Below are 21,105 nucleotides of genomic sequence, written 5' to 3'. Positions count from 1 at the left end.
TGTGGTGATGGTGATCGGTGGTGGCCGGCCGGCGGGCCGGCCGTGGATTCAGGAGTACGGAGGCGGGGTCAGCCCGAGTGGAAGGGCAGTCCCGCGTCGGCGACCAGGTCCAGGTCGTCGGTGTCCTCCGCGGGCAGCAGCGAGGCGCTGCCGTCCGCTATCGGGACGACGCCCAGCTCCAGCAGCTCGGCCATGGCGGCCGTACCCGCCATGTCGCGCACCTGGAGCTGATACCGGGCGGTGGTGCGGTACGCGCCTCCGGCGTCGTCCCCGGTGCGCTGCAGGAAGCCGGAGTCGACGAGGAAGGAGACGGCCTTGGCGATGATGCCGGTAGTCGAACCCGCCAGCCGGCGCGCGTCCTTCGTGGCGCCCGTCGAGCTGCGCCGGGCGTAGACCCGCCAGGACGCCTCCAGGCCGGGCGCGCCGCTGGTGGGGTCGGTGTTCTCGCCGGCCTCGGCGGCGCGCTCCTCCAGGCGGCGGCACGCCTGGCGGACGAAGGCGTCCACTCCGTTGACGGTGATGCGGCCGATGTAGCCGTCGTCGGCGAGGTCCTCGGGGCGCGGGAAGGCCATCGCGGCGACGGCCAGATGCGCGAGGCCGTGCAGGAAGCGGTCGCCCGAGTCCGTGGAGGCGCGGCGCGCGTAGTCGCCCATGCGGACCGCGAAGACGGAGTCCTCGGCGGCGGTGACGGCCATTCCGGCGCGGGTGGAGACCTCCAGGACGACCAGGCCGAGCCCGGAGGCGACGGCGTCGGTGAGCCGCGCGAAGGCGGGCTCGTCCCGATAGCGCCGCAGCAGCTCGCCGTACTCGACGTCGCGGGCCGGCAGCAGCTTGGGCTGGAGGCCGAAGGAGACCAGGCGGGCGGCGTCCGCCGCGTCGGCGGGGGTGACCGGCGCGGGACCCTTGGCGGGCGGCTCCGCCTCGGGTGCGGGCACACCCCAGCCGTCGCCCGCGGCGGCCGTCGGGTCCGGCCGCGCGGCGTCGTCGGCGTCGTACTCGGTCACGAATCTGGCTCCTTGCGGCTCACGGTCTCAACTCTGCTGCGCCCCTGCACAAGCCCCGCTGCGGCGGGCGCTTTGGGGCGGGTGGCGTGCACGGCTGCGGGCTGCGCCACGGGGCGGGCCGCCGTCGTGGTCCCGGCCGGCGCTCCGACGCGCGCGGCGTCCACGGCTCCCGGCATCACGCCACCTCCGACCGCTCGGCGGCCATGCCGGCCGCGTCCAGCAGGGCGGTGCCCACGATCAGGTCGGCGCCGCCGAACTCCGGGTCGACCAGCTCCGTACCGTCGTCCACGGCGAACAGCAGATTCTCCTCGCCCTGGCGGTAGGCCGTGCCGACCGGCGGGCTGGCGGCGTGCACGGCCATCAGCGCGACCAGGTACGGCAGTTCGGGGTCCTGGCGGCGCGCTTCGGCGAGCAGTCCGGAGAGCCGGCGCGGCGCGTCCGGGGGCAGCGTGAGCAGCGCGGTCGCGGCGTCCAGCTGCTCCTCGCTGAACCGGCTGTCGTCGGGCGTGGCGATCAGGTCGGGCTCGGGCATCTCGGCGCCCAGATGTGCGCGCTCCTGGGGCGGGCTGAGCAGCATCTCGACCAGGTCGCCGACCCGGACGGCGGTGGGCGTGCGCAGGCCGGTGCCCTTGGCGAAGAAGGCGTCGGTGACCCGGGTGGACTGCTCGACGGGGAGCGGCAGTACGGGGGCGACGAGCTGGCCGTACAGGTCGAGTCCGGCGTGCGCGGCGGGCGGCGCGAACGCCTGGCGGTCCTGCTCGGCGCGGAAGAGCGGGCCCGCTTCCAGGAGGCGGGACTGCAGCTGGGTGTGGCGGCGGATGCAGTCCTTGACGATGTCGACGAGCTCGGCGGCGCGCCTCTTGTGCTCGGGTCCCTCGGCCTCGTCGCGGGCGCGGCGGATGTTGGTCAGGATGGCGTTCTCGTGGCGGTACCGGTCCGCCACGTGGTCGAGCGCCTCGGTGATCATGTCGGGGACGGCGCGCAGCCAGTCGACCGCGCGGACGTTGCGCCGGGTGGCGTCGAGGGTCTTGCGGAGCGTTTCGGCGTACTGCACCGTGCGGTACCGGGCCTGCTCGGCGGCGAGCTGGGCGTCGGCGAGGCGGCCGCGGCTGATGAGCACCTCGAGCTTGACCTCGGCGGCGATCTGGGCGCTGGTGACGTCCGTGTCCAGCGCGCCCACCAGGACGTTGACCGCTTCGTCGGTGGTACGGAGGTAGACCGTGCCGCCGGGGCCCGGGACCTCCTCGATGAGCTTGAAGTCGTAGTCCCTGCGGACGTAGTCGCCCTCGGCGGAGAACGTGCCGTAGACGGCGCGGAAGCCGCGGTCCACGCTGCCGACGTTGATCAGGTTCTCCAGGACCCAGCGGGCGACGCGCTCGTGCTCCGCCGCGGGGCGGCGCGGGGCCTGGGCCGCGATGCGGGGCAGCAGCCTGGCCACTATCTGTTCGTGGTCGGCGCCCGTGTCGAAGTCCATGTGGAGCGTGACGAGATCGATGGCGGCGAGGGCGACCTCGGCCATGGCGTAGACGCCGTACTCCCCCGCGAGGTTGGCCTTGCGCGCGTCGAGGTCGTGCAGCGGGGCCGTGCACGCGAGCGCGCGCAGCCGCCGGGCCAGGCCCTCGTCGGCCGCCGGGCCCGGCGCGGGCCGCGTCACCCCGCTGAACTGGGACGCAGCGCTCTGGGGGGATGGAGAAGTCACGGTGAACAGATTAGGCCGTCGCACTGACAACGGACGAAACGGCACGGCCTCGCAGGTCAGTGCGTGGCGCCGCCCACGGCCTTGATGTCCTCTTCGCGCCCCGCCGCCGTGATCATGATCACGCGCAGCGCCTCGGCGACGGAGGTGACCGGCAGTGACGGCTTGCCCTGGTCGGTGACCTGCCCAGGAGCGTACGGGACGTGCACGAAGCCGCCGCGCACGGCGGGGCGTTCGGTGGCGACGAGGTGCATCAGCCCGTAGAAGACGTGGTTGCAGACGAAGGTGCCCGCGGTCTGCGAGACCGAGGCGGGGAGCCCGGCCTCCCGCACGGCGGCGACGCACGCCTTGACCGGGAGCGTGGCGAAATACGCGGCGGGGCCGTCCTCGACGATCGGTACATCAATGGGCTGCGCACCCGAATTGTCGGGAATGCGCGCGTCATCGATGTTGATGGCCACCCGCTCGACGGTGACGTCCGGGCGGCCGCCGGCCTGGCCGACGCAGAGCACGATCTCGGGGTCGGCGTCCGCGACGGCCTTACGGAGCGCGTCGTTCGCCGCACCGAAGACGCAGGGCAGTTCGGCGGTCGCGATCTCGTAGCCGGGCGGCGGGTCGGCCGCGACGGCCTGGACGGCCTGCCAGGAGGGGTTGACGCGCTCCCCGTCGAAGGGGGCGAAACCCGTCAGAAGTACCCGTGTCATGCGCTGTTCCTCGGCGTCGTCGGACGTGTGCGGTGGGGTCAGAAGGCGAAGGCGGCCATGATGACGATGTTGCAGCCGAGCAGCGCGAACGCGGTGGGCAGCTGGGCCTTGATCGGACCGTACTGGTCCTTCAGCTCCAGCAGCGCGGCGGGCACCACGTTGAAGTTGGCGGCCATCGGCGTGACGAGCGTGCCGCAGAAGCCGCAGAGCATGCCGATCGCGAGGATCGCCGGCGCGTTGCCGTGCGACTGCTCGATGAGGACGGGCCAGCCGACGGCGGCGGTCATGACGGGGAACGCCGCGAAGCCGTTGCCCATGATCACCGTGAACAGGAACATCCCGACGCAGTAGACGACGACCGCGGTGATCACCGAGCCGTGCGGCAGCACCGCCTTGGTGAGGATGCCCACCTGCTTGCCGACACCGGAGACCGCGAAGATCGTGCCGAGCGTGGCGAGCAGCTGCGGCAGCAGCATCGCCCAGCCCATGGACTCCAGCATCGAGCGGCCCGCGTGCAGGGGCGCCGCGGCCTCCTTCTCGCGCAGCATGACCATGGCGAGGACGAGCGCCACGATGGCGCCGATGCCGAGCCCGAGGATGGTCTCGCTGCCCTCCTGGAGGAGCGGCGTGCCCCCGAAGGAGAGCTTGGGGACGAGGGCGGCGCAGACCAGGGCGACGGCGGGGATGGTCAGGGCGGGGATGAACAGCTTGCTGCCGTGCTTACGGGCGCTCGCCCGCCGCTCCTCCGTGGTGGTCGTCCGGGGCTTGCCGCGGCCGGTGAACCCGAAGCCGGCCAGGCAGATCATCACGAGGACCGCGGCACCGAGGGGCTCGGCGGGTGCCGACTTGTCGACGACCCAGGAGCTGTAGACGAAGCCGGCGCCGAGCAGGCCCCAGAAGGCTGCCGTACCGAAGCGCTTCGGGTTGCTGCGGTCGGCGGCCATCTGGGCGGCCATCACCAGGAAGAGCGCGCCGACGAGCCAGTAGAACCACTCTGCCTTGATCACTTCGCGGCCTCCTGGGTGGCGAGTTCGGCCTGGGCGCCGAGCAGTTCGCGCTCCAGCGTGCGGTCCATGCGGAGCAGCCGGCCGCCGTGGATCAGCAGCGCGCAGATCCCGGTCGGGATGGCCCAGAGGGCGAGCTCGAGCGGTTCGAGGTGGGTCTGGTACGTCGAGTTGGCGAAGCCGGTGATCAGGAGGATCGAGCCGACGGCGAGGAAGACGTCCTCGCCGAAGAAGAGCCCGACGTTGTCCGCGCTGGCGGTGAAGGACCGGATCTTCTCGCGGGTCCTGTCGGGCAGCGCTCCGTAGCGGCGTTCGGCCGCGCCCTCGGCCATCGGGGCGGCGAGCGGGCGCACCGTCTGCGCGGGCCCGAAGAGGTCCTTCAGGCCGAGCGCGGCGAAGCACTGCCGCAGCACCAGGTAGAGCGTGAGGAAGCGTCCGGTGGTCAGCTTCGCGAAGCGTGCGATGAGGTTGCGGGCCTGCTCCTGGAGGCCGTGGCGCTCCAGGAGGCCGATCACCGGCAGCGTGATGACGAAGATCGTCACTGCCCGGCTGGAGGCGAAGCCGTCACCGAAGGCCGCGAGGACCTTCTGCGGTGACAGCCCGCCGAGGAATCCGGTGGCGATGCCCGCCACCCCCACCACCAGCAAGGGATTGCGACGCGTGGCAAATCCGATGATCACCACGAGAACGCCGAGAAGAACGATCACGGGACCGCCTTTCGCACGCAGAAGCCCACGGGTCTCGTGGGGATGTGCCAGGACGGTAGAGGATCGTTCTACGATCCGACAATAGGTGGGTGATTCTCGTTACCCGCCGGAAACCGGCTTCTTGTCACCTGCGGGAAGCCTGTCCGGCGACCTGCTGGGCGTACGCGCTGGACAGCTGGGCCCGGGAATCCTCCAGGTAGGACGCCAGCAGCCGTTCCGCCTGGACCACGTCGCCACCCTGCAGCGCTTCGAGGATCTGGCGGTTCCGCGTGAGGTACGGCTCGTGGAAGCGGCGCGGGTCGTCCATGACGTGGAACACCAGCCGCAGCTCCGCGAGGACACCGCGCATCAGCTCGTCCGTGCGGGGGCTGCCGGCCAGCGCGACCAGCGCCTGGTGGAAGCGGATATTGGCCGTCGAGAGGTCCTGCCAGGACCGCTCCAGCGCGGCCCGCTCCCCCGCCACCACGGCCGCCTCGACCTGGTCCAGCGCGTACGGCGGCTCGCCCAGGCCGCGGATCACAGCGCATTCGATCATCCCGCGCACCCGGTAGATGTCGCCGAGGTCGTCCACCGCGACCACCCGCACGAAGACGCCCCGGTTCAGCTCGTGCACCAGCAGCCGCTCGTGCGTGAGCAGCCGGAACGCCTCCCGCAGCGTGTTCCGCGACACGCCCAGCGCCCCGCCGATGGAGTCCTCCGACAGCCGCGCCCCGGGCGGGAAGAAGCCCTCAGCGATACGGTCGCGCAGTATGTCCGCGACCCGCTCGGCGGTACTCGTCCGCCCCAGCAGCGCCCGATCCATCGCCAGCCCGCCGGGCTCCTCGATCCGCCGGTCCATCCCCTTCGCCACCTCGCGCCTCACTCTCGTCCCCCTGGTCACCGTGACCGCGTACGGCGGCCGCGCGGCCGCCCGCAAGGGCACGCAGTCAATCCCAGATCGACGAACAAGACAACAACCCTCTTGTCCTATCGTTCAACAATCCTCTAGCTTGAAGCGGTAAGCCGGTCGGCCCGAGCGCCCCAGGAGGACAGCCGCTACGGAAACGGGCCGGCCGGCTCTGCCTTGCCCTGCCCCTTGTCCGGCCCCGCCGGCACTGTTGGAACGGACGCACATGACGGACCCGGTGATCGACCTCAACGCCGACCTCGGTGAAGGGTTCGGGCGGTGGCACCTCACCGACGACGACAGTCTGCTCTCCGTGGTCACCAGCGCCAATGTCGCGTGCGGCTTCCACGCGGGCGACCCGTCGACGATGCGCAGGGTCTGCGAGACGGCCGCCGAGCGCGGCGTCCGCATCGGCGCCCAGGTGTCCTACCGCGACCTCGCCGGCTTCGGGCGCCGCGCCATGGACGTGCCCCCGGACGAGCTCGCCGATGAGATCGCGTACCAGATCGGCGCGCTGGAGGTCTTCGCGCGCGCCGCGGGTTCCCGCGTCTCCTATGTGAAGCCGCACGGCGCGCTGTACAACCGTGCGGTCCACGACACCGAGCAGGCCGGCGCGATCGTGGCCGGCATCCGGCGCGCGGCCGGTCGGCTTCCCGTACTCGGGCTCCCCGGCTCGCAGTTGCACGCGGCGGCGCACGCCGCCGGGCTGCCCGCCGTCACGGAGGCGTTCGCCGACCGCGCCTACACGGCCGCCGGCACCCTGGTCCCGCGCCGGGAGCCCGGCGCGGTCGTCCACGACCCGGACGCCGTCGTCAAACGCTCCCTCGGCCTCGCCCGCGACCACGCCGTCACCTCCCTCGACGGCGAGCGCGTGGAGGTCGACGTGCAGTCGCTGTGCCTGCACGGTGACACCCCGGGCGCCGCGGCCCTCGCACGGCGCGTACGCGACGAACTGACGGCGGCCGGCGTCCGTGTGGCGGCGTTCGCATGACCGCGCTCCCGGCCCCCACCGAGGACCGCACCCGGAGCGCCGAGGACCGCGGCCTCCGTATGCGCACCCTGCCCGTGGGCGACCACGGCCTGCTCGTCGAGCTCGACAGCGGCGCGGCCGTCGAGGCGCTCCACGCCGAACTGCTGCGCCGCGCCGCGGCCGGCCGGCTGCCCGCCACCCGCGAGATCGTCCCCGCGGCGCGCACCGTACTGATCGACGGGCTCGCCGAACCGGAGCGGTTCGCGGCCGAGCTGACCGGCTGGGACATCCCCCCGGCCACCCGCTCCGGGGCGCGGACCCTCGAAGTGCCCGTCCGGTACGACGGCCCCGACCTGGCCGACGTCGCCGAGCTGTGGGGCGTCACTCCGGAGGAGGTCGTACGGATCCACTCCGGTACCGAATTCCGCGTGGCCTTCTGCGGTTTCGCGCCCGGCTTCGGCTACCTCACGGGGCTGCCCGAGCGCTACCACGTGCCGCGGCGCGCCACCCCGAGGACCCGCCTCCCCGTGGGCTCGGTCGCCCTCGCCGGCCCGTACACGGGCGTGTATCCGCGCTCCTCTCCCGGGGGCTGGCAGCTGCTGGGCACCACGGACGCCGTGCTGTGGGACGCGTCCCGGGAGCCGGCGGCGCTGTTCGCACCGGGGACCCTCGTACGCTTCGTCCCGCAACCGCTCGACCCGCACCCGGAGGCGGCCCAGTGACCGACCGCGCATTCGCCGTCGTACGCGCCGGAGCACTGACCACCGTCCAGGACCTCGGCCGCGCCGGCCACGCCCACCTGGGCGTCCCGCGCTCCGGCGCGCTCGACGCCGACGCCCACCGCCTGGCCAACCGCCTCGTCGGCAACGGCCCCGGGGCGGCCACCCTGGAGACCACCGTCACCGGGTGCGCGATACGTATGCGCAGCGCCGGCACCGTGGCCGTCACGGGCGCGCCCTGCCCGGTGACCGTCGACGGCCGCCCCGTCGCCTGGGGCGCCCCGGTGCACGTACCGGCCGACGCCGTCCTGGAGGTGGGCACCGCCACCTACGGGCTGCGCAGTTACCTGGCCTTCGCGGGCGGCATCGAGGCCGAGCCGGTGCTCGGCAGCCGCGCCACCGACCTCCTCTCGGGGCTCGGCCCCGACCCGCTCACCGACGGCGCCGTGCTGCCGCTGGGCACACCGGGCGCGCCGGTGCCCGCGGCCGACGCGGTCCCGCACGCCGGCCCGGCACGCGAACTGGTCCTGCCCGTCCGCCTCGGGCCGCGCGACGACTGGTTCACGGGGGCGGGCGTGCGCACCCTCCTGACCGGCGTCTGGCGGGTGTCGTCCGCGAGCAACCGCATCGGCCTGCGCACCGAGGGCCCGTCCCTGGAGCGCGCCCGGGACGGCGAACTCCCCAGCGAGGGCATGGCCCTGGGCGCCGTCCAGGTCCCCCCGAACGGCCTCCCGGTCCTCTTCCTCGCCGACCACCCCACAACCGGCGGCTACCCGGTCATCGGCGTCGTCCGGGAGTCCGCGCTCTCCACCGCCGCCCAGGCCACGCCGGGGACCCCGGTGCGCTTCGTACGGGCACACAGCGCCTCCTGAGGGCCTTTCTCCGCCCGGCTGAGGGCCTTTTCTCCGCCCGGCCGCCCTACGCGTCGGCCGGGCGCGCGCTGCGGGCCAGCACGACCAGGGAGCAGACCAGCGACACCACGACGAGCGCCATCTGGTAGACCGCTACCGGCACGATGGAGCCGCCACTGGACGTGAACAGCCACTCGCCCACCAGCGGGGCCGTGCCGCCGATCAGCGCCGAACACAGCTGGTACGACAGCGAGATGCCGGTGTACCGGACGCGGGCGGGGAACGCCTGGGCGAGCAGGCCCGCCAGGATCGCGTAGTTCATCGCGCCGGTCACCCCGAGCAGCGAGATGCCGAAGCCGGCGGCGACCGCGTTCTCCGTGGCGACCAGGGCGTACATGACCGGTACCAGCAGGAAGTTGAGCGTCAGCAGGGTGCCGACCGTACGGGCGGTGCCGAACCGTTCCGCCAGGACCACGCCCAGCGGCTGTGCCAGGAACTGCACCACGCTGTAGACCAGCAGCACGTTCAGCATGGTGGAGCGGTCGAAGCCGAGGTCGCCGGTGGCCCAGGAGAGGATGAACGTGGTGATGAAGTAGGTCGCCGCGATCCCGATGGAGCTGGCGAGCACGCCCAGTACCAGCGTGCCCGGGTGCCGGCGCAGCACCTCGCCGAGCGGTACGCGGGCCACCTCCCGCTTCGTGCGCAGCCGGGTGAACTCCGGGGACTCCGCCACCCGCAGCCGGATCACCAGCCCGACGATCACCAGCAGCGCCGAGAAGACGAACGGGAGCCGCCAGCCCCACGCGTCGAACGACGCGTCCGGCAGCTGGGTGAGCAGCGCGAAGCTCAGCGTGGCCAGGATGGACCCGGCCGGCGAGCCCTGCTGGGCGAAGGCCCCGAAGGACAGTCCGCGGCCCTTGGGGGCGTGTTCGGACGCGATGAGCACCGCGCCGCCCCATTCCCCGCCGACCGCCACGCCCTGCACCATGCGCAGCACGATGAGCAGTACGGGGGCCAGCATCCCGACGCTTCCGTATGTGGGCAGCAGCCCTATGAGGGTGGTGGCGACGCCCATCATGAGCAGCGTCGTCACGAGGGTCTTCTTGCGGCCGATGCGGTCCCCGAGGTGCCCGAAGACGATGCCCCCGATGGGGCGCGCCAGGAAGCCCAGCCACAGCGTCCCGAAGGAGGCCAGCATCCCGGTGCCCGAGGAGGTCGCCGGGAAGAACAGCTTCCCCAGGACCAGCGCGGACGCGGTGCTGTAGATGTAGAAGTCGTACCACTCGATGGTGGTGCCGATGAACGAGGCGAGACCCGCGCGGCGCGCGGTACGGCTGTCGCCCTCGTGGACGGCGGATCTGGCGGACTGCGAAGTGGTGGCGTCCATGTCAGCGTCCCGAGATGCGGTCGGCGATCTTGGCTATGGGGGCGGTGGTGGTGCGGCGCGTGGCTTCGCTGCGGTCCGCTGCTCGGTACGCGGCGTACATGCCGTGCACGCCGAGCCAGCGGGCGGGCTCCGGCTCCCAGGCGCGCGTGCGGTGGCCCGTCCACGGGAGCCGGGTCAGCTCGGTGTCCCGGTCCAGTACGAGGTCGCGCAGGGTGCGGCCGGCCAGGTTGGTCGCGGCGACGCCGTGCCCGACGTAGCCGCCGGCCCAGCCCAGCCCCGTACGCCGGTCGAAGGACACCGACGCGCACCAGTCGCGCGGCACGGCCAGCACGCCCGACCAGGCGTGGTCGATCCGCACGCCGGCGGTCGCGGGCAGCAGCCTTGCCAGGGTGACGCGCAGCGCCCGTACGGTCTTCGGGCTGGTCCGGCCGTCCCGGTCCACGCGGGACCCGAAGCGGTACGGGACGCCGCGTCCGCCGATCGCGATGCGCCCGTCGGCGGTGCGCTGCGCATACGTGTAGGCGTGCGTGAGGTCGCTGAGCAGTTCGTGGCCGTCCCAGCCGATGGTCTTCCACGCCTCTTCTGGCAGCGGTTCGGTGACCACCATGGAGGAGTTCATCGGCAGCCAGGTGCGGCGCTCGCCGTACAGGTCGCTGGTGAACCCCTCGGTGGCCCGGAGGACGCGGCGGGCCCGCACCGTCCCGAAGGGCGTCTCGGCGCGCCCCGGTGCGATGCGGGTGACGGGCGTGGACTCGTGGATCGTCACCCCGAGGGCGGCGACCGTCCGGGCGAGGCCCTGCACCAGCTTGGCCGGGTGGACACGGGCGCAGTGCGGGTTGTGCACGCCGCCCAGCGCGCCGGCCACGTCCACCCGGTCGCGCACCTCGCGCCCCGAGAGCAGGACCTCGTCCGCGTTGCCCCAGTGCACGGACTTCTCGTGTGCGGCGCGCAATCGCGGCAGCTGGGCGGGCCGGTGGGCCACGGTCAGGTAGCCGTTCTTGACGATGTCGGCGTCGATGCCCTCGGCCGCGGCCACCGCGATGACCTCGTCCACCGTGGCGTTCATGGCCCGTTGCAGGTCCCGTACGGACTGCGGCCCGCGCTCCCGTGCGTACACCGCGGGGGAACCGGCGATCTTGCCGCTGAGCCAGCCGGCGTTGCGCCCGGAGGCCCCGAAGCCCGCGAACTCCCGCTCCAGTACGACGATGCGGAGTCCCGGGTCGGCCTTCTTGAGGTAGTACGCGGTCCACAGCCCGGTGAAGCCCGCGCCGACGATGCACACGTCCGCGTCGGCCGGGCCGTCCAGGGGGTCGCGCCGGCTGGGGACGCCGGTCTGGCGGTACCAGAAGGAGATGTTGCCGTTCAACGTCATCGCGACCTCCGTCGCTCAGTAGCTGGGCGGGCTGATCACCCACAGGACCCTGGCGCCGTCGCCGCCGGTCTCCACGAGCTTGTGGGGGACGGCACTGCTGTGCCGGATGCTGTCGCCGGGCCCGAGGGCGAAGCGCTCGCCCTCCAGGTGCAGTTCGACCTCGCCCTCCAGCACGTAGAGGAACTCCTCGGAGTCGCCGTGCGTGTAGGGCCGGTCGCCGGTCGACCCGCCGGGCTCGAACTCGCCGAGGAACGCCTCCAGATGGTGCTGCGGGCCCGGGGTGAGCCGGAACTTGCGCCCCAGCACCCCGAAGGTCAGGCTCGGCGCCGCGGCCGCCTTCAGGACGCGCGGCCCCGTCGTGTAGTCCGCGGCGAAGAGGTCGCCCATCTTCAGGCCCAGCGCGGCGGCGATCTGCTGGAGCGTGGCGATGCTCGGGTTGGCGATGCCGCGTTCGACCTGGCTGAGGTACCCCTCGCTGATCCCGGCGGCGTCGGCGACGGCCCGCAACGTGCGCCGCCGGGCGCGCCTCAGGGCGCGGAGCCGGTGGCCCACAGGAACGTCGTCGGGCTCGTGCCGCTCGTCGGCGGTCTCGTGTGCCATGCCCGGGAACCTAAGACCCACCGGCCCACGGGACAAGACTTCTTACACAGGAACTCAGAAAACTTAACTGGCGGGCTGCGCGGGAACTGCCGTGCCGCGCGGGGGCTTACGAGCCCTGCGGCGGCCCGTACCCGCCCCCGCCCGGCGTGCGGAGCACCAGCACGTCGCCCGCGCCCACCTCGGCCACATCGCAGCCCTCCAGCCGCTCCGTGCCGCCCTCCGCGCGCTCCACGCGGTTCTCGCCCCGTGCGCCCGGTCCGCCGCCCGCCATGCCGTACGGCGGCACCCTGCGGTGCCCGGTCAGCAGCGCCACCGTCATCGGCTCCAGGAACCGGATGCGGCGGGTGACGCCGCAGCCGCCGTGCCACCGCCCGCGGCCGCCGCTGCCCTCCCGTACGGAGAAGTCCTCCACCCGTACCGGATAGCGCCACTCCAGCACTTCGGGGTCGGTGAGGCGGGAGTTGGTCATGTGCGTCTGCACGGCGTCGGCCCCATGGAAGCCGTCGCCCGCGCCCGAGCCGCTGGCGACCGTCTCGTAGTACTGCACGCGGTCGTTCCCGAAGGTGACGTTGTTCATCGTGCCGGCTCCCTCGGCCTGTACGCCCAGCGCCCCGTAGAGCGCGCCGGTGACCGCCTGGGAGGTCTCCACGTTCCCGGCGACGGTGGCGGCCGGGAAGACCGGCGCGAGCATCGAGCCCTCCGGGATGCGCACTTCGATGGGCTTGAGGCAGCCGCTGTTGAGCGGGATGTCCTCGGCGACCAGGGTGCGGAAGACGTACAGGACGGCGGCCATCACCACGGAGCTGGGCGCGTTGGCGTTGCCGGGCTGCTGCGGCGAGGTACCGGCGAAGTCGAGCACCGCGCTGCGCGCCTCCCGGTCCACGGTGAGCGCGACCCGGATCTCCGCACCGCTGTCGGTCTCGTACCGGAAGGAGCCGTCGGCGAGCCCGGCGATGATCCGGCGCACCGACTCCTCGGCGTTGTCCTGCACGTGGCCCATGTAGGCACGCACTACGTCGAGGCCGAACTGCCCGATCATCTTGTGCAGTTCCCTGATGCCCTTCTCGTTGGCGGCGATCTGCGCCCGGAGGTCGGCGATGTTGGCATCCGGGGAGCGCGAGGGGTACGGCCCCTCGGTGAGCAGCCGCCGCGTCTCCTCCTCGCGCAGCCTCCCGTCCCGTACGAGCAGCCAGTTGTCGAAGAGGACGCCCTCCTCCTGGATCGTGCGGCTGAAGGCGGGCATGGAGCCCGGCGTGATGCCGCCGATCTCGGCGTGGTGACCGCGGGAGGCCACCAGGAAGAGCAGCTCTTCGTCCCGCTCGTCGAACACGGGGGTGACGACCGTGACATCGGGGAGGTGCGTTCCTCCGTGGTACGGGTCGTTGATCGCGTACACGTCACCGGGGCGCATGTCGTCCCGGCGGCGGCGCAGCACCTCCTTGATGGACTCGCCCATCGAGCCCAGGTGGACGGGGATGTGCGGCGCGTTGGCGATCAGATTGCCGGCGGCGTCGAAGAGCGCGCAGGAGAAGTCCAGCCGCTCCTTGATGTTCACGGAGTGCGCGGTGTTTTCGAGGCGTACGCCCATCTGCTCGGCGATGGCCATGAAGAGGCTGTTGAAGACCTCCAGCATGACCGGGTCGGCGGCGGTGCCGACAGCCGTGCGCTCCGGACGCGCCTCGACCCGGGTGAGCAGCAGATGCCCCTGGTCGCCCGCGGCCGCCCGCCAGCCGGGGTCGACGACGGTCGTCGCGTCGTCCTCGACGACGATCGCCGGCCCGGTCACGGCGTCACCGGGCCGCAGGTCCGCCCGGCGGTACAGCCGGGTCTCCTGCCACCGTCCGCCCACGAACATCCGCACCGTGTCCAGCGGCCGCAGCTCGCCCTCTCGCTCCGCGGCGAGGCTGCGGTGCCCCGAGGTGCCACCGGCCGCCCCCACGGCCTCCACAGAGGCCGCCTCGGCGATCAGCGGCTTGTCCATGGTGAAGGCGTACCGGGCACGGTGGACGCGCGCGAACTCGGCCGCCATGTCGTCGGCGTCGGCCAGCGGTACGGGGATGCCCGCGTCGGTGCCCGCGTACCGGAGCACGACGCGGGCCCGGGTGGTGATGCTCTCCTCGGGCACGCCGTCGGCGCGGAGCTCCTCACGGGTGCGCGCCGCAAGGTCGTCACAGGTCGCGCGGACGCGGTCCATGGCGCCGGCCGTCAGCTCGGTCTCGATGGACTGCTCGCGCATCGCGGTGGCGTCGGCGACCCCGATCCCGTACGCGGAGAGCACGCCGGCCAGCGGCGGGACGATCACGGTGCCGATGCCGAGCGCGTCGGCGACCGCGCAGGCGTGCTGGCCGCCCGCGCCGCCGAAGCTGGTGAGCGCGTACCGGGTGACGTCGTGGCCGCGCTGGACCGAGATCTTCTTGACCGCGTTGGCCATGTTCAGCACGGCGATGTCCAGGAACCCGGCGGCGACCTCCTCCGGGCCGCGCCGGTCGCCCACCGCCCGCTCCGCCTCCCGCGCGAGCGCTTCGAAGCGCTCGCGCACCTCCTCCGGGTCCAGCGGCTGATCACCGTGCGGCCCGAACACCGCGGGGAAGTGCGCGGGCTGGATGCGGCCGAGCATGACGTTGGCGTCGGTGACGGTGAGCGGGCCGCCGCGGCGGTAACAGGCGGGCCCTGGGACAGCGCCCGCCGAGTCGGGCCCCACCCGGTAGCGGCGGCCGTCGAAGTGCAGGACGGAGCCGCCGCCGGCCGCGACCGTGTGGATGTTCATCATGGGGGCGCGCATACGGACGCCCGCGACCTCGCTGCCGAAGACGCGCTCGAACTCGCCCGCGTAGTGCGACACGTCGGTGGACGTGCCGCCCATGTCGAAGCCGATCACCTTGTCGTGCCCGGCCTCGGCGGCGGACCGGACCATGCCCACGACGCCGCCGGCCGGCCCGGAGAGCACCGCGTCCTTGCCCCTGAAGTGCTCCGCCTGCCGCAGTCCCCCATTGGACTGCATGAACATCAGCCGGATGCCGGGGAGTTGTGCGGCGACCTCCTCCACGTAGCGCCGCAGGATCGGTGACAGGTAGGCGTCCACCACGGTGGTGTCACCGCGCGGTACGAGCTTCATCAGCGGGCTCACCTCGTGCGAGCAGCTGACCTGCGTGAACCCCGCGTCCGTGGCCAGCTCGGCGAGCTGCTTCTCATGGGCGGGGTGGCGGTAGCCGTGCAGCAGCACGATGGCGGCGCTGCGGAGGCCCGCTTCGTGCGCGGCGGCCAGCGCTTCCCGGGCCGCGTCCGCGTCGAGGGGCGTGACCGTCTCCCCGTGCGCGTCCACACGCTCCGGTACCTCGATCACCCGGTCGTACAGCGCGTCCGGCAGCACGATGTGCCGGTCGAACAGCCGGGGCCGGTTCTGGTACGCGATGCGCAGCGCGTCCTTGAAACCGCGCGTGGTGACGAGCACGGTGGGCTCGCCCTTGCGCTCCAGGAGGGCGTTGGTGGCCACGGTGGTGCCCATCTTGACGACGGCCACCCGCTCGGCGGGCACCGGCTCCCCGGGGCCCAGCCCCAGCACCTCACGGACCCCGGCCACGGCAGCGTCGTCGTACCGCTCGGGGTGGTGCGAGAGCAGCTTCCGGGTGACCAGCGCGCCGTCCGGCCGCCGCGCCACCACATCGGTGAAGGTCCCGCCCCGGTCGATCCAGAACTCCCAGCGTCCCGTCATGCGGCCATTGTGACAACGGACCGGCGCGCACGGCGGGACCGTGCGGTGCGCGCGCGGCTCCTGGCTGAGCCCGCCGCGCGGCCACGCCGACCGGTCGTCAGCCCCGGACGCCCTGCGCCTGCGGAACGGCGAGCAGAGCCGCGTCGTGAGCCGCGAGGAAGGCGTTGACCGCGGTGTGCCAGCCGAAGTGCTCGGCGCGGCGGCGGGCCGCGGTACGGCGCGGCCCTTCGGGGCGCGCCAGGACCCCCCGTACGGCGGCGGCGATGCTGTCACCGTCGTCGAGTGCGGTCTCGCCCGCGGGGCCGATCAGCCCGGCGAGGGCGGAGCCCGCGTTGGCCACGACCGGGGTGCCGCAGGCCAGCGCCTCCAGAGCGGCGAGGCCGAAGGTCTCGGCGGGACCGGGCGCCACGAGGACGTCGGCACTGGCCTGGAGCGCGGCGAGCGCGCCGGGATCGGCGACGTGGCCGAGGAAGGCCACCGGCAGGCGTTCGGCGCGGGCCCGGGTCTCCAGACGGGCCCGCAGCGGACCGTCACCGGCCACGGCCAGGGCGGCGTCCACCCCGTCGGCGCGGAGCCGCGCGAGGGCCTCCAGGGCCCTTGCCGGGCGCTTCTCCACCGACAGCCGGGAGCACAGCAGGAGCACGGCGGACGCGCCGCCGCCGATCCGCCGGCGCAGCTCCTGGCTGCGGCAGCCGGGGTGGGCGCGGGACAGGTCGACGCCGAGCGGCGCGGTGACCACGTTGCGCGCGCCGGTCCGGGTGAACTCCGCGGCCGCCCACTCGGTCGTGCAGACGACGCGGCTGTACGCGTGGGCCGTACGGGAGTTGAGCCGGTCACCGGCCCAACGGGCGGCGAGGCGGGGCACGCCCCAGGTGTGCAGCACCCCGTCGACGCTCTCGTGGGAGACCATCACCGCCGGCACCCGGGCGCGCCGGGCCCACTCGCCGGTCCAGCGGAGCGTGGTGCGGTCGGAGACCTCCAGACGGTCCGGCGCGAGGGTGCGCAGCAGGCGTTCCAGGCGCGCCCGGCCGGTGAGGACGCGGTAGCCGCCGGTGCCGGGCAGTACCGGGCCCGGAAGGGTGATCACCCGCCCCTGTGCGGTGTGTTCGTCGCTCGCGGCCGGGCCCGGCACGACGAGTACCGGGTCGTGGCCGGCCGCCCGGTAGCCCTCGCCCAGTTCGCGCAGCGCTGTGCGCAGCCCGCCCGACGCCGGGGTGACGAAGTTGGCGAGCCGGACGATCCGGAGACCCTCGCGGCCCGTGCCCCCGTGGTGCCCTGTCCCCGCGTACGCCGTATCCGCATACGCCATACCGTGCTCCGTACCGCTGTCCTCCGTACCGTCACGCCTCGTGCCGCTCACGCCGCCACCGCCTCCCGGTGTCCCAGTACGTCCTCGTAGTGCGCCAGCAGCCGGTCGCCGACCGCCTCCCAGGTGCGGTCCGCGACCGCCGCCCGGGCCGCCGCCCCGTAGGCGGCGCGCAGCTTCGGATTGCCGGCGAGCACTTGTACGGCGTCGCGGACCGCGGTGGCGTCACCGGGCGGTACGAGCAGCCCGGTGCGCCCGTGGGTCACCAGGTCCAGCGGTCCGCCCGCCGCCGGCGCCACGACCGGCACTCCGCTGGCCATCGCCTCCTGCACGGTCTGTCCGAAGGTCTCGTACGGCCCGGTGTGCACGAAGACATCCAGGGTGGCGAAGAGCCGCGCCAGTTCGTCCCCGGTACGGCGGCCGAGGAAGCGCGCTTCGGGGAGCGCGGCGCGCAGCCCCGGGGCGCTCGGCCCGTCCCCGATCACGACGGTCCGCACCCCGGGGAGCCGCGCCGCCTCCCGGAGCAGCCCGACCTCCTTCTCCGGGGCGAGCCGCCCGATGTACCCGATCAGCACCTCGCGCCCGGCAGCCAGCGAACTGCGCAGCACCTCGTCGCGGCGGGCCGGGTGGAAGCGCATGGAGTCCACCCCGCGCGGCCACAGACGCACCCGGGGCACGCCGTGCTCGGCCAGCTCCCGGGCGGCGGCGGTGGAGGGGGCGAGAGTGCGGTCCGCGGCGGTGTGCACGGCGCGCAGCCGCCGCCAGGCCGCCCCGGTGCCGGCACCCAGGTACGTGCGGGCGTAGCGGCCCAGGTCGGTCTGGTACACGGCGACGGCCGGCACGCCCAGCCGGGTCGCGGCCGCCATGCCGCGCACGCCGAGCACGAAGGGGCTCGCGAGGTGGACCAGGTCGGGCCGGTGCGCGGCGAGCGCGGCGGCCAGCCGGCGGCCCGGCAGCGCCACCCGTACCTGCGGGTATCCGGGCAGCGGCAGCGACGGCACGCGGACGACCGGGCACGGCGGGGTCCGCCCGGCCGCCGGGTCCTGGGCCGCCGCCGGGGCGACGACCAGCGGTTCGTGGCCGCGCCGCACCAGGTGCCGGGCGGTTTCCAGGGTGCAGTGTGCGACGCCGTTGACGTCGGGCGGGAAGGATTCGGTGACGATGGCGACACGCATACCCGTGTTGTCGGCGGGCCGGGCGTGGACCGGGCCACGGGGATCTTTCCAGCGGGGGAACGTCCCATGAGCGTTCCGTCGTCGGCCCCTTGAGGCCCTCGGTGTCAGGCCGGCGCCCCCGGTGTGCGCAGGGCCCGCGCGATCTCGGCGCCGACGGTGACGTTGTTGCGGTAGATCTCGGCGTTGACGTCCAGGCTGCGGCCGCCGGTCGCGCGGCGGATGTGGTCCAGCAGGAACGGCGTCGTGGCGGCCCCTGAGACGCCCGCTCGCGCCGCCGCGTCCCACGCCTCGGCCAGCACCCGCTCGTGCAGCTCCGGATCGAGCTGGCGGTCACGTGGTACCGGATTGGCGACCAGCAGCGCGGAGCGGAGGCCGAGCGCGTCCCGGGCCCGGATCATCGCGGCGATCTCCTCGGGCGACTCCGCCGAGGTGTCGATCCCGTGGCCCGAGTCGGCGACGTAGAAGCCGGGGAAGCTGCGCGTGCGGTAGCCGACGACCGGGATGCTCAGGGTCTCCAGGCGCTCCAGGGTCGCCCCGATGTCCAGCACGGACTTCACCCCGGCACTGACCACGGTCACCGGAGTGCGGGCCAGGGTCACCAGGTCCGCCGACTCGTCGAAACTGGTGCGCGCCCCGTGGTGCACCCCGCCCAGGCCCCCGGTCGCGAACACCTGGATGCCCGCGAGGTGGGCGAGGTGCGCGGTCGCGGCCACCGTCGTCCCGGCGTCCCGGCCGGTGGCGATCGCGGCCGGCAGGTCGCGGACGCTCGCCTTGGCCACGCCGTCCGCGGTGCACAGCCGCTCGATCCCAGCGTCGGAGAGGCCCACGGTGGGGACCCCCGCCACCACGCCGGTCGTCGCCGGCACCACGCCGGCGGCGCGCAGGATCTCCTCGGCCTCGCGTGCGATGGCGAGGTTGCGCGGCCGGGGCAGCCCGTGCGTGAAGATCGTCGACTCCAGGGCGACCACTGGGCGCCCTGCGCCGAGCGCCCGGCGCACCTCGTCGGACACCGCGGGGAGGTGCGCGCTCTGCGGGGTCATCTCCTGCTGCCTCCTGGGACGCGACGACGCGGGACCTCGTGCGGCCGCGGACGTACCGCGCTCGGCACGAAGGCGGTGCGGCGGGACCTCGGCCGGCTCGCCACCGCTTCCGTACGGCAGTTCTCTGCCCGTATCGGCTGCGCCCTATCCCGTAGGCGCGTCCACGGCCACGTACTCCGTGCGGCGGTCGGCCACGCCCGAGTGGGATCGGCAGCGCGTCGTACGGAGAGCGACGACGCGCCACATGAAGGAGAACGGCGCACGGGCCCCGAAGGCGGCACCCGGCCCCCATAGGACAGCGCCCGCCCCCATAAGCGCGGCGTGCCCCTCGGGCCTCCTCAGACCTCCGCCGCGTCCGGCCCGATCCGGCCCCGTACGGCGGTCTGGACCTCGGTCTCCTCGGCCGGATCGGCGGCGAGCCGGCGGAGCTGTTCGACGACGCGGGCGTCGCCGGTCGCGGCCGTACGGGCGGCGAGCTCCCGGGTGGTCTCCTCGCAGTCCCACAGGCACTCGACGGCGAAGCCCGCGGCGAAGCCGGGGTCGGTGGCCGCGAGCGCGGCGGCGGCCCGGCCGCGCAGGTGGGAGGAGGAGGTTTCGCGGTAGATGTGGCGCAGTACGGGCGCGGCGCACTCGACGCCGAGCCGTCCGACGCCGTCGGCCAGCTCCCACAGGCCGGCCGCGTCCGGGCCCTCGGCCTGCACGGTCCTGCGGAGCGCGGCGAGCACCGTGTCGGCGTCCCTGGCGCCGCCGCGGCGGGCCAGGAGCGCGGCGGCCACGGCGCCCAGCCGGTCCGGGCGGCGGGCCCAGACCCGGGCGCGTTCGACGGCCGCCACGGAGCGCATGCGGCAGAACGCGCCGGTCGCTGCCTCGACGAGCTCCGTGCAGGCGAGCGGGTCGGAGGCGGCGGCCTCGATCAGGTCGAGCGCTTCGGGGTCGTCCCGTTCGGCGAGGTGGCGCAGCGCGGCCGCGCGCGCGGCGTCCGGACCGCTGCGGGCGGCCGCCAGCAGCTCGGGGCGGTCCTCGGGGCCGGCCACCGCGCCCAGGCAGCGCGCCGCCGCGCCGGTCCGCCACTCGGCGGGCCGCTCGGCACTGCCGTCCTCGGCCCACTGCAGTACCTCACGGACGCTCCAGCCGGGGCGCGGGCCGCTCGGCGTGAGCTGGCGCTGCCAGCGGTCGAAGGAGCCCTGCTCCCCCGCGGCGCGCACGCGGGCGCCGTACCGGGCGTCCTCGGCCCACAGCCGCCAGGGACGGGGCTCGAACGCGTCCCGTACGGCAGCGGCCAGCTCGGCCTCGCCCTCCGGGGTCTCCGGGAACCGGGCCAGCACGGCGGGCGCCAGGGAGGCCAGGCCCTCGTCGTCGTCGCGCAGGGCGAGCTCGTCCAGGGCCCAGCGCCAGTTGCCGCCGACCGCGGCGTAGCTGCGCAACAGGAGCAGCGCGGCGTCGCGCCCGTAGGAGGCGAGGTGGCCCAGGACGGAGAGCGCGAGGCCGGTGCGCTCCTCACGGGTGTCGGTGCGGTCGTCGGGGTGGAAGAGGTGCCGTTCGATCTCTTCGAGACCGCCGTCGAGCTGCAGGTAAAGGCGTGCGTAGTACAGCGAGCGGTTCTCCAGCTGCCAGTCGCGCCGGGGGTCGCGCAGCACGCTGTCGTTGAGGGCGGCCAGGGCCTCGGCCCGGGGCGCCGCCAAGGCATGCAGGGTCCCGTCGCCGCGGCCTCGCTGGAGGAGGCCGAGCAGGGTGCCACTGGGCGCTATGTCTGGATCGAACATGAGGTCAGCATCCGGTGCGGGGGACTGGCTGGCAACGGGATTTCCGCTGACCGGCATTCTTGCCGGTGTCCGCGGGCCGTATGCGTCGTTCCCCAGGGTGGATCGGCGGAACGACTGCCGTACGGCGGCCGAAGCCTAGCCCGGAGCGACGGATTCCGCAGCGCCCGGGCGGGTTACCGGGGCACAGCCGGGGGCATATGCCATGCGCA

General features: G+C 73.9%; 17 protein-coding genes. 3 read left to right on the top strand and 14 right to left on the bottom strand.

Annotated features, from left to right (window positions below; genetic code table 11):
* Positions 1 to 68 precede the first annotated feature (68 nt).
* The 6 genes from ACIGXO_RS22555 to ACIGXO_RS22530 all read right to left on the bottom strand — a co-directional run bounded on the left by ACIGXO_RS22555 (position 69) and on the right by ACIGXO_RS22530 (position 5,953).
* Positions 69 to 1,004, bottom strand: coding sequence for a hypothetical protein (locus ACIGXO_RS22555; RefSeq protein ID WP_399789589.1), 936 nt, complete (start codon positions 1,002 to 1,004; stop codon positions 69 to 71).
* A 175-nt stretch (positions 1,005 to 1,179) separates the two neighbouring features.
* Positions 1,180 to 2,703: a hypothetical protein gene (locus ACIGXO_RS22550; protein WP_399789586.1), complete on the bottom strand. Its 1,524-nt coding sequence runs from the start codon at positions 2,701 to 2,703 to the stop codon at positions 1,180 to 1,182.
* A gap of 56 nt (positions 2,704 to 2,759) precedes the next feature.
* Positions 2,760 to 3,404 carry a pyroglutamyl-peptidase I gene (gene pcp / locus ACIGXO_RS22545; protein WP_399789584.1) on the bottom strand — a complete coding sequence of 215 codons (645 nt, stop codon included), beginning with the start codon at positions 3,402 to 3,404 and terminating at the stop codon, positions 2,760 to 2,762.
* A gap of 38 nt (positions 3,405 to 3,442) precedes the next feature.
* Entirely contained in the window at positions 3,443 to 4,411 is a 969-nt protein-coding gene (locus ACIGXO_RS22540) for a DUF979 domain-containing protein (protein ID WP_399789581.1), read from the bottom strand.
* Entirely contained in the window at positions 4,408 to 5,115 is a 708-nt protein-coding gene (locus ACIGXO_RS22535; protein ID WP_399789578.1) for a DUF969 domain-containing protein, read from the bottom strand. The genes ACIGXO_RS22540 and ACIGXO_RS22535 overlap by 4 nt, the downstream gene beginning before the upstream one ends.
* A gap of 124 nt (positions 5,116 to 5,239) precedes the next feature.
* Complete coding sequence (locus ACIGXO_RS22530; protein ID WP_399789711.1) at positions 5,240 to 5,953, bottom strand: GntR family transcriptional regulator; 714 nt, start codon at positions 5,951 to 5,953, stop codon at positions 5,240 to 5,242.
* 274 nt (positions 5,954 to 6,227) lie between these two features.
* On the opposite strand from ACIGXO_RS22530, the gene ACIGXO_RS22525 reads away from it, so the two are divergent.
* Genes ACIGXO_RS22525 through ACIGXO_RS22515 form a run of 3 tightly spaced genes read left to right on the top strand, consistent with a single transcriptional unit; the run spans position 6,228 to position 8,562 of the window.
* Complete coding sequence (locus ACIGXO_RS22525) at positions 6,228 to 6,992, top strand: LamB/YcsF family protein (protein WP_399789575.1); 765 nt, start codon at positions 6,228 to 6,230, stop codon at positions 6,990 to 6,992.
* A gap of 59 nt (positions 6,993 to 7,051) precedes the next feature.
* Positions 7,052 to 7,693 (top strand): 5-oxoprolinase subunit PxpB, encoded by a 642-nt coding sequence (pxpB, locus tag ACIGXO_RS22520; RefSeq protein WP_399789708.1) that lies wholly within the window; start codon positions 7,052 to 7,054, stop codon positions 7,691 to 7,693.
* Positions 7,690 to 8,562: a biotin-dependent carboxyltransferase family protein gene (locus ACIGXO_RS22515; RefSeq protein WP_399789572.1), complete on the top strand. Its 873-nt coding sequence runs from the start codon at positions 7,690 to 7,692 to the stop codon at positions 8,560 to 8,562. Before pxpB ends, ACIGXO_RS22515 begins: the two co-directional genes overlap by 4 nt.
* 46 nt (positions 8,563 to 8,608) lie before the next feature.
* On the opposite strand, the gene ACIGXO_RS22510 is transcribed toward ACIGXO_RS22515, so the two are convergent.
* The 8 genes from ACIGXO_RS22510 to ACIGXO_RS22475 form a co-directional block, all read right to left on the bottom strand.
* Positions 8,609 to 9,928: an MFS transporter gene (locus tag ACIGXO_RS22510; RefSeq protein WP_399789570.1), complete on the bottom strand. Its 1,320-nt coding sequence runs from the start codon at positions 9,926 to 9,928 to the stop codon at positions 8,609 to 8,611.
* A gap of 1 nt (position 9,929) precedes the next feature.
* Positions 9,930 to 11,300, bottom strand: a complete 1,371-nt coding sequence (locus ACIGXO_RS22505) for an NAD(P)/FAD-dependent oxidoreductase (protein WP_399789567.1) — start codon at positions 11,298 to 11,300, stop codon at positions 9,930 to 9,932.
* A 15-nt stretch (positions 11,301 to 11,315) separates the two neighbouring features.
* Entirely contained in the window at positions 11,316 to 11,900 is a 585-nt protein-coding gene (locus ACIGXO_RS22500; RefSeq protein WP_399789564.1) for a cupin domain-containing protein, read from the bottom strand.
* Between the two features lie 106 nt (positions 11,901 to 12,006).
* Positions 12,007 to 15,612 (bottom strand): hydantoinase B/oxoprolinase family protein, encoded by a 3,606-nt coding sequence (locus tag ACIGXO_RS22495; RefSeq protein ID WP_399789561.1) that lies wholly within the window; start codon positions 15,610 to 15,612, stop codon positions 12,007 to 12,009.
* Between the two features lie 97 nt (positions 15,613 to 15,709).
* Positions 15,710 to 16,921: a glycosyltransferase gene (locus tag ACIGXO_RS22490; protein WP_399789559.1), complete on the bottom strand. Its 1,212-nt coding sequence runs from the start codon at positions 16,919 to 16,921 to the stop codon at positions 15,710 to 15,712.
* A 47-nt stretch (positions 16,922 to 16,968) separates the two neighbouring features.
* On the bottom strand, positions 16,969 to 18,093 hold the full coding sequence (locus ACIGXO_RS22485; protein WP_399789556.1) for a glycosyltransferase family 4 protein: 1,125 nt from the start codon (positions 18,091 to 18,093) through the stop codon (positions 16,969 to 16,971).
* 104 nt (positions 18,094 to 18,197) lie between these two features.
* Complete coding sequence (locus ACIGXO_RS22480; protein WP_399789553.1) at positions 18,198 to 19,133, bottom strand: pseudouridine-5'-phosphate glycosidase; 936 nt, start codon at positions 19,131 to 19,133, stop codon at positions 18,198 to 18,200.
* A gap of 338 nt (positions 19,134 to 19,471) precedes the next feature.
* Positions 19,472 to 20,896 (bottom strand): HEAT repeat domain-containing protein, encoded by a 1,425-nt coding sequence (locus tag ACIGXO_RS22475; protein WP_399789550.1) that lies wholly within the window; start codon positions 20,894 to 20,896, stop codon positions 19,472 to 19,474.
* Between the last annotated feature and the right edge of the window lie 209 nt (positions 20,897 to 21,105).

The sequence above is a fragment of the Streptomyces sp. NPDC053542 genome, assembly GCF_044544685.1.
Lineage (GTDB): Bacteria > Actinomycetota > Actinomycetes > Streptomycetales > Streptomycetaceae > Streptomyces.
Note: the sequence above shows the minus strand (reverse complement) of the source record. Positions and strands in the feature narration are given on the sequence as shown.

What these genes read in the sequence shown, in the direction of transcription:
- pcp (WP_399789584.1), bottom strand. Translation starts at nt 3,404, where the DNA reads ATGACACGGGTACTTCTGACGGGTTTCGCCCCCTTCGACGGGGAGCGC.
- ACIGXO_RS22485 (WP_399789556.1), bottom strand. Translation starts at nt 18,093, where the DNA reads ATGCGTGTCGCCATCGTCACCGAATCCTTCCCGCCCGACGTCAACGGC.
- ACIGXO_RS22495 (WP_399789561.1), bottom strand. Translation starts at nt 15,612, where the DNA reads ATGACGGGACGCTGGGAGTTCTGGATCGACCGGGGCGGGACCTTCACC.
- pxpB (WP_399789708.1), top strand. Translation starts at nt 7,052, where the DNA reads ATGCGCACCCTGCCCGTGGGCGACCACGGCCTGCTCGTCGAGCTCGAC.
- ACIGXO_RS22525 (WP_399789575.1), top strand. Translation starts at nt 6,228, where the DNA reads ATGACGGACCCGGTGATCGACCTCAACGCCGACCTCGGTGAAGGGTTC.
- ACIGXO_RS22475 (WP_399789550.1), bottom strand. Translation starts at nt 20,896, where the DNA reads ATGTTCGATCCAGACATAGCGCCCAGTGGCACCCTGCTCGGCCTCCTC.
- ACIGXO_RS22530 (WP_399789711.1), bottom strand. Translation starts at nt 5,953, where the DNA reads ATGGACCGGCGGATCGAGGAGCCCGGCGGGCTGGCGATGGATCGGGCG.
- ACIGXO_RS22510 (WP_399789570.1), bottom strand. Translation starts at nt 9,928, where the DNA reads ATGGACGCCACCACTTCGCAGTCCGCCAGATCCGCCGTCCACGAGGGC.
- ACIGXO_RS22500 (WP_399789564.1), bottom strand. Translation starts at nt 11,900, where the DNA reads ATGGCACACGAGACCGCCGACGAGCGGCACGAGCCCGACGACGTTCCT.
- ACIGXO_RS22480 (WP_399789553.1), bottom strand. Translation starts at nt 19,133, where the DNA reads ATGACCCCGCAGAGCGCGCACCTCCCCGCGGTGTCCGACGAGGTGCGC.
- ACIGXO_RS22490 (WP_399789559.1), bottom strand. Translation starts at nt 16,921, where the DNA reads ATGGCGTATGCGGATACGGCGTACGCGGGGACAGGGCACCACGGGGGC.
- ACIGXO_RS22505 (WP_399789567.1), bottom strand. Translation starts at nt 11,300, where the DNA reads ATGACGTTGAACGGCAACATCTCCTTCTGGTACCGCCAGACCGGCGTC.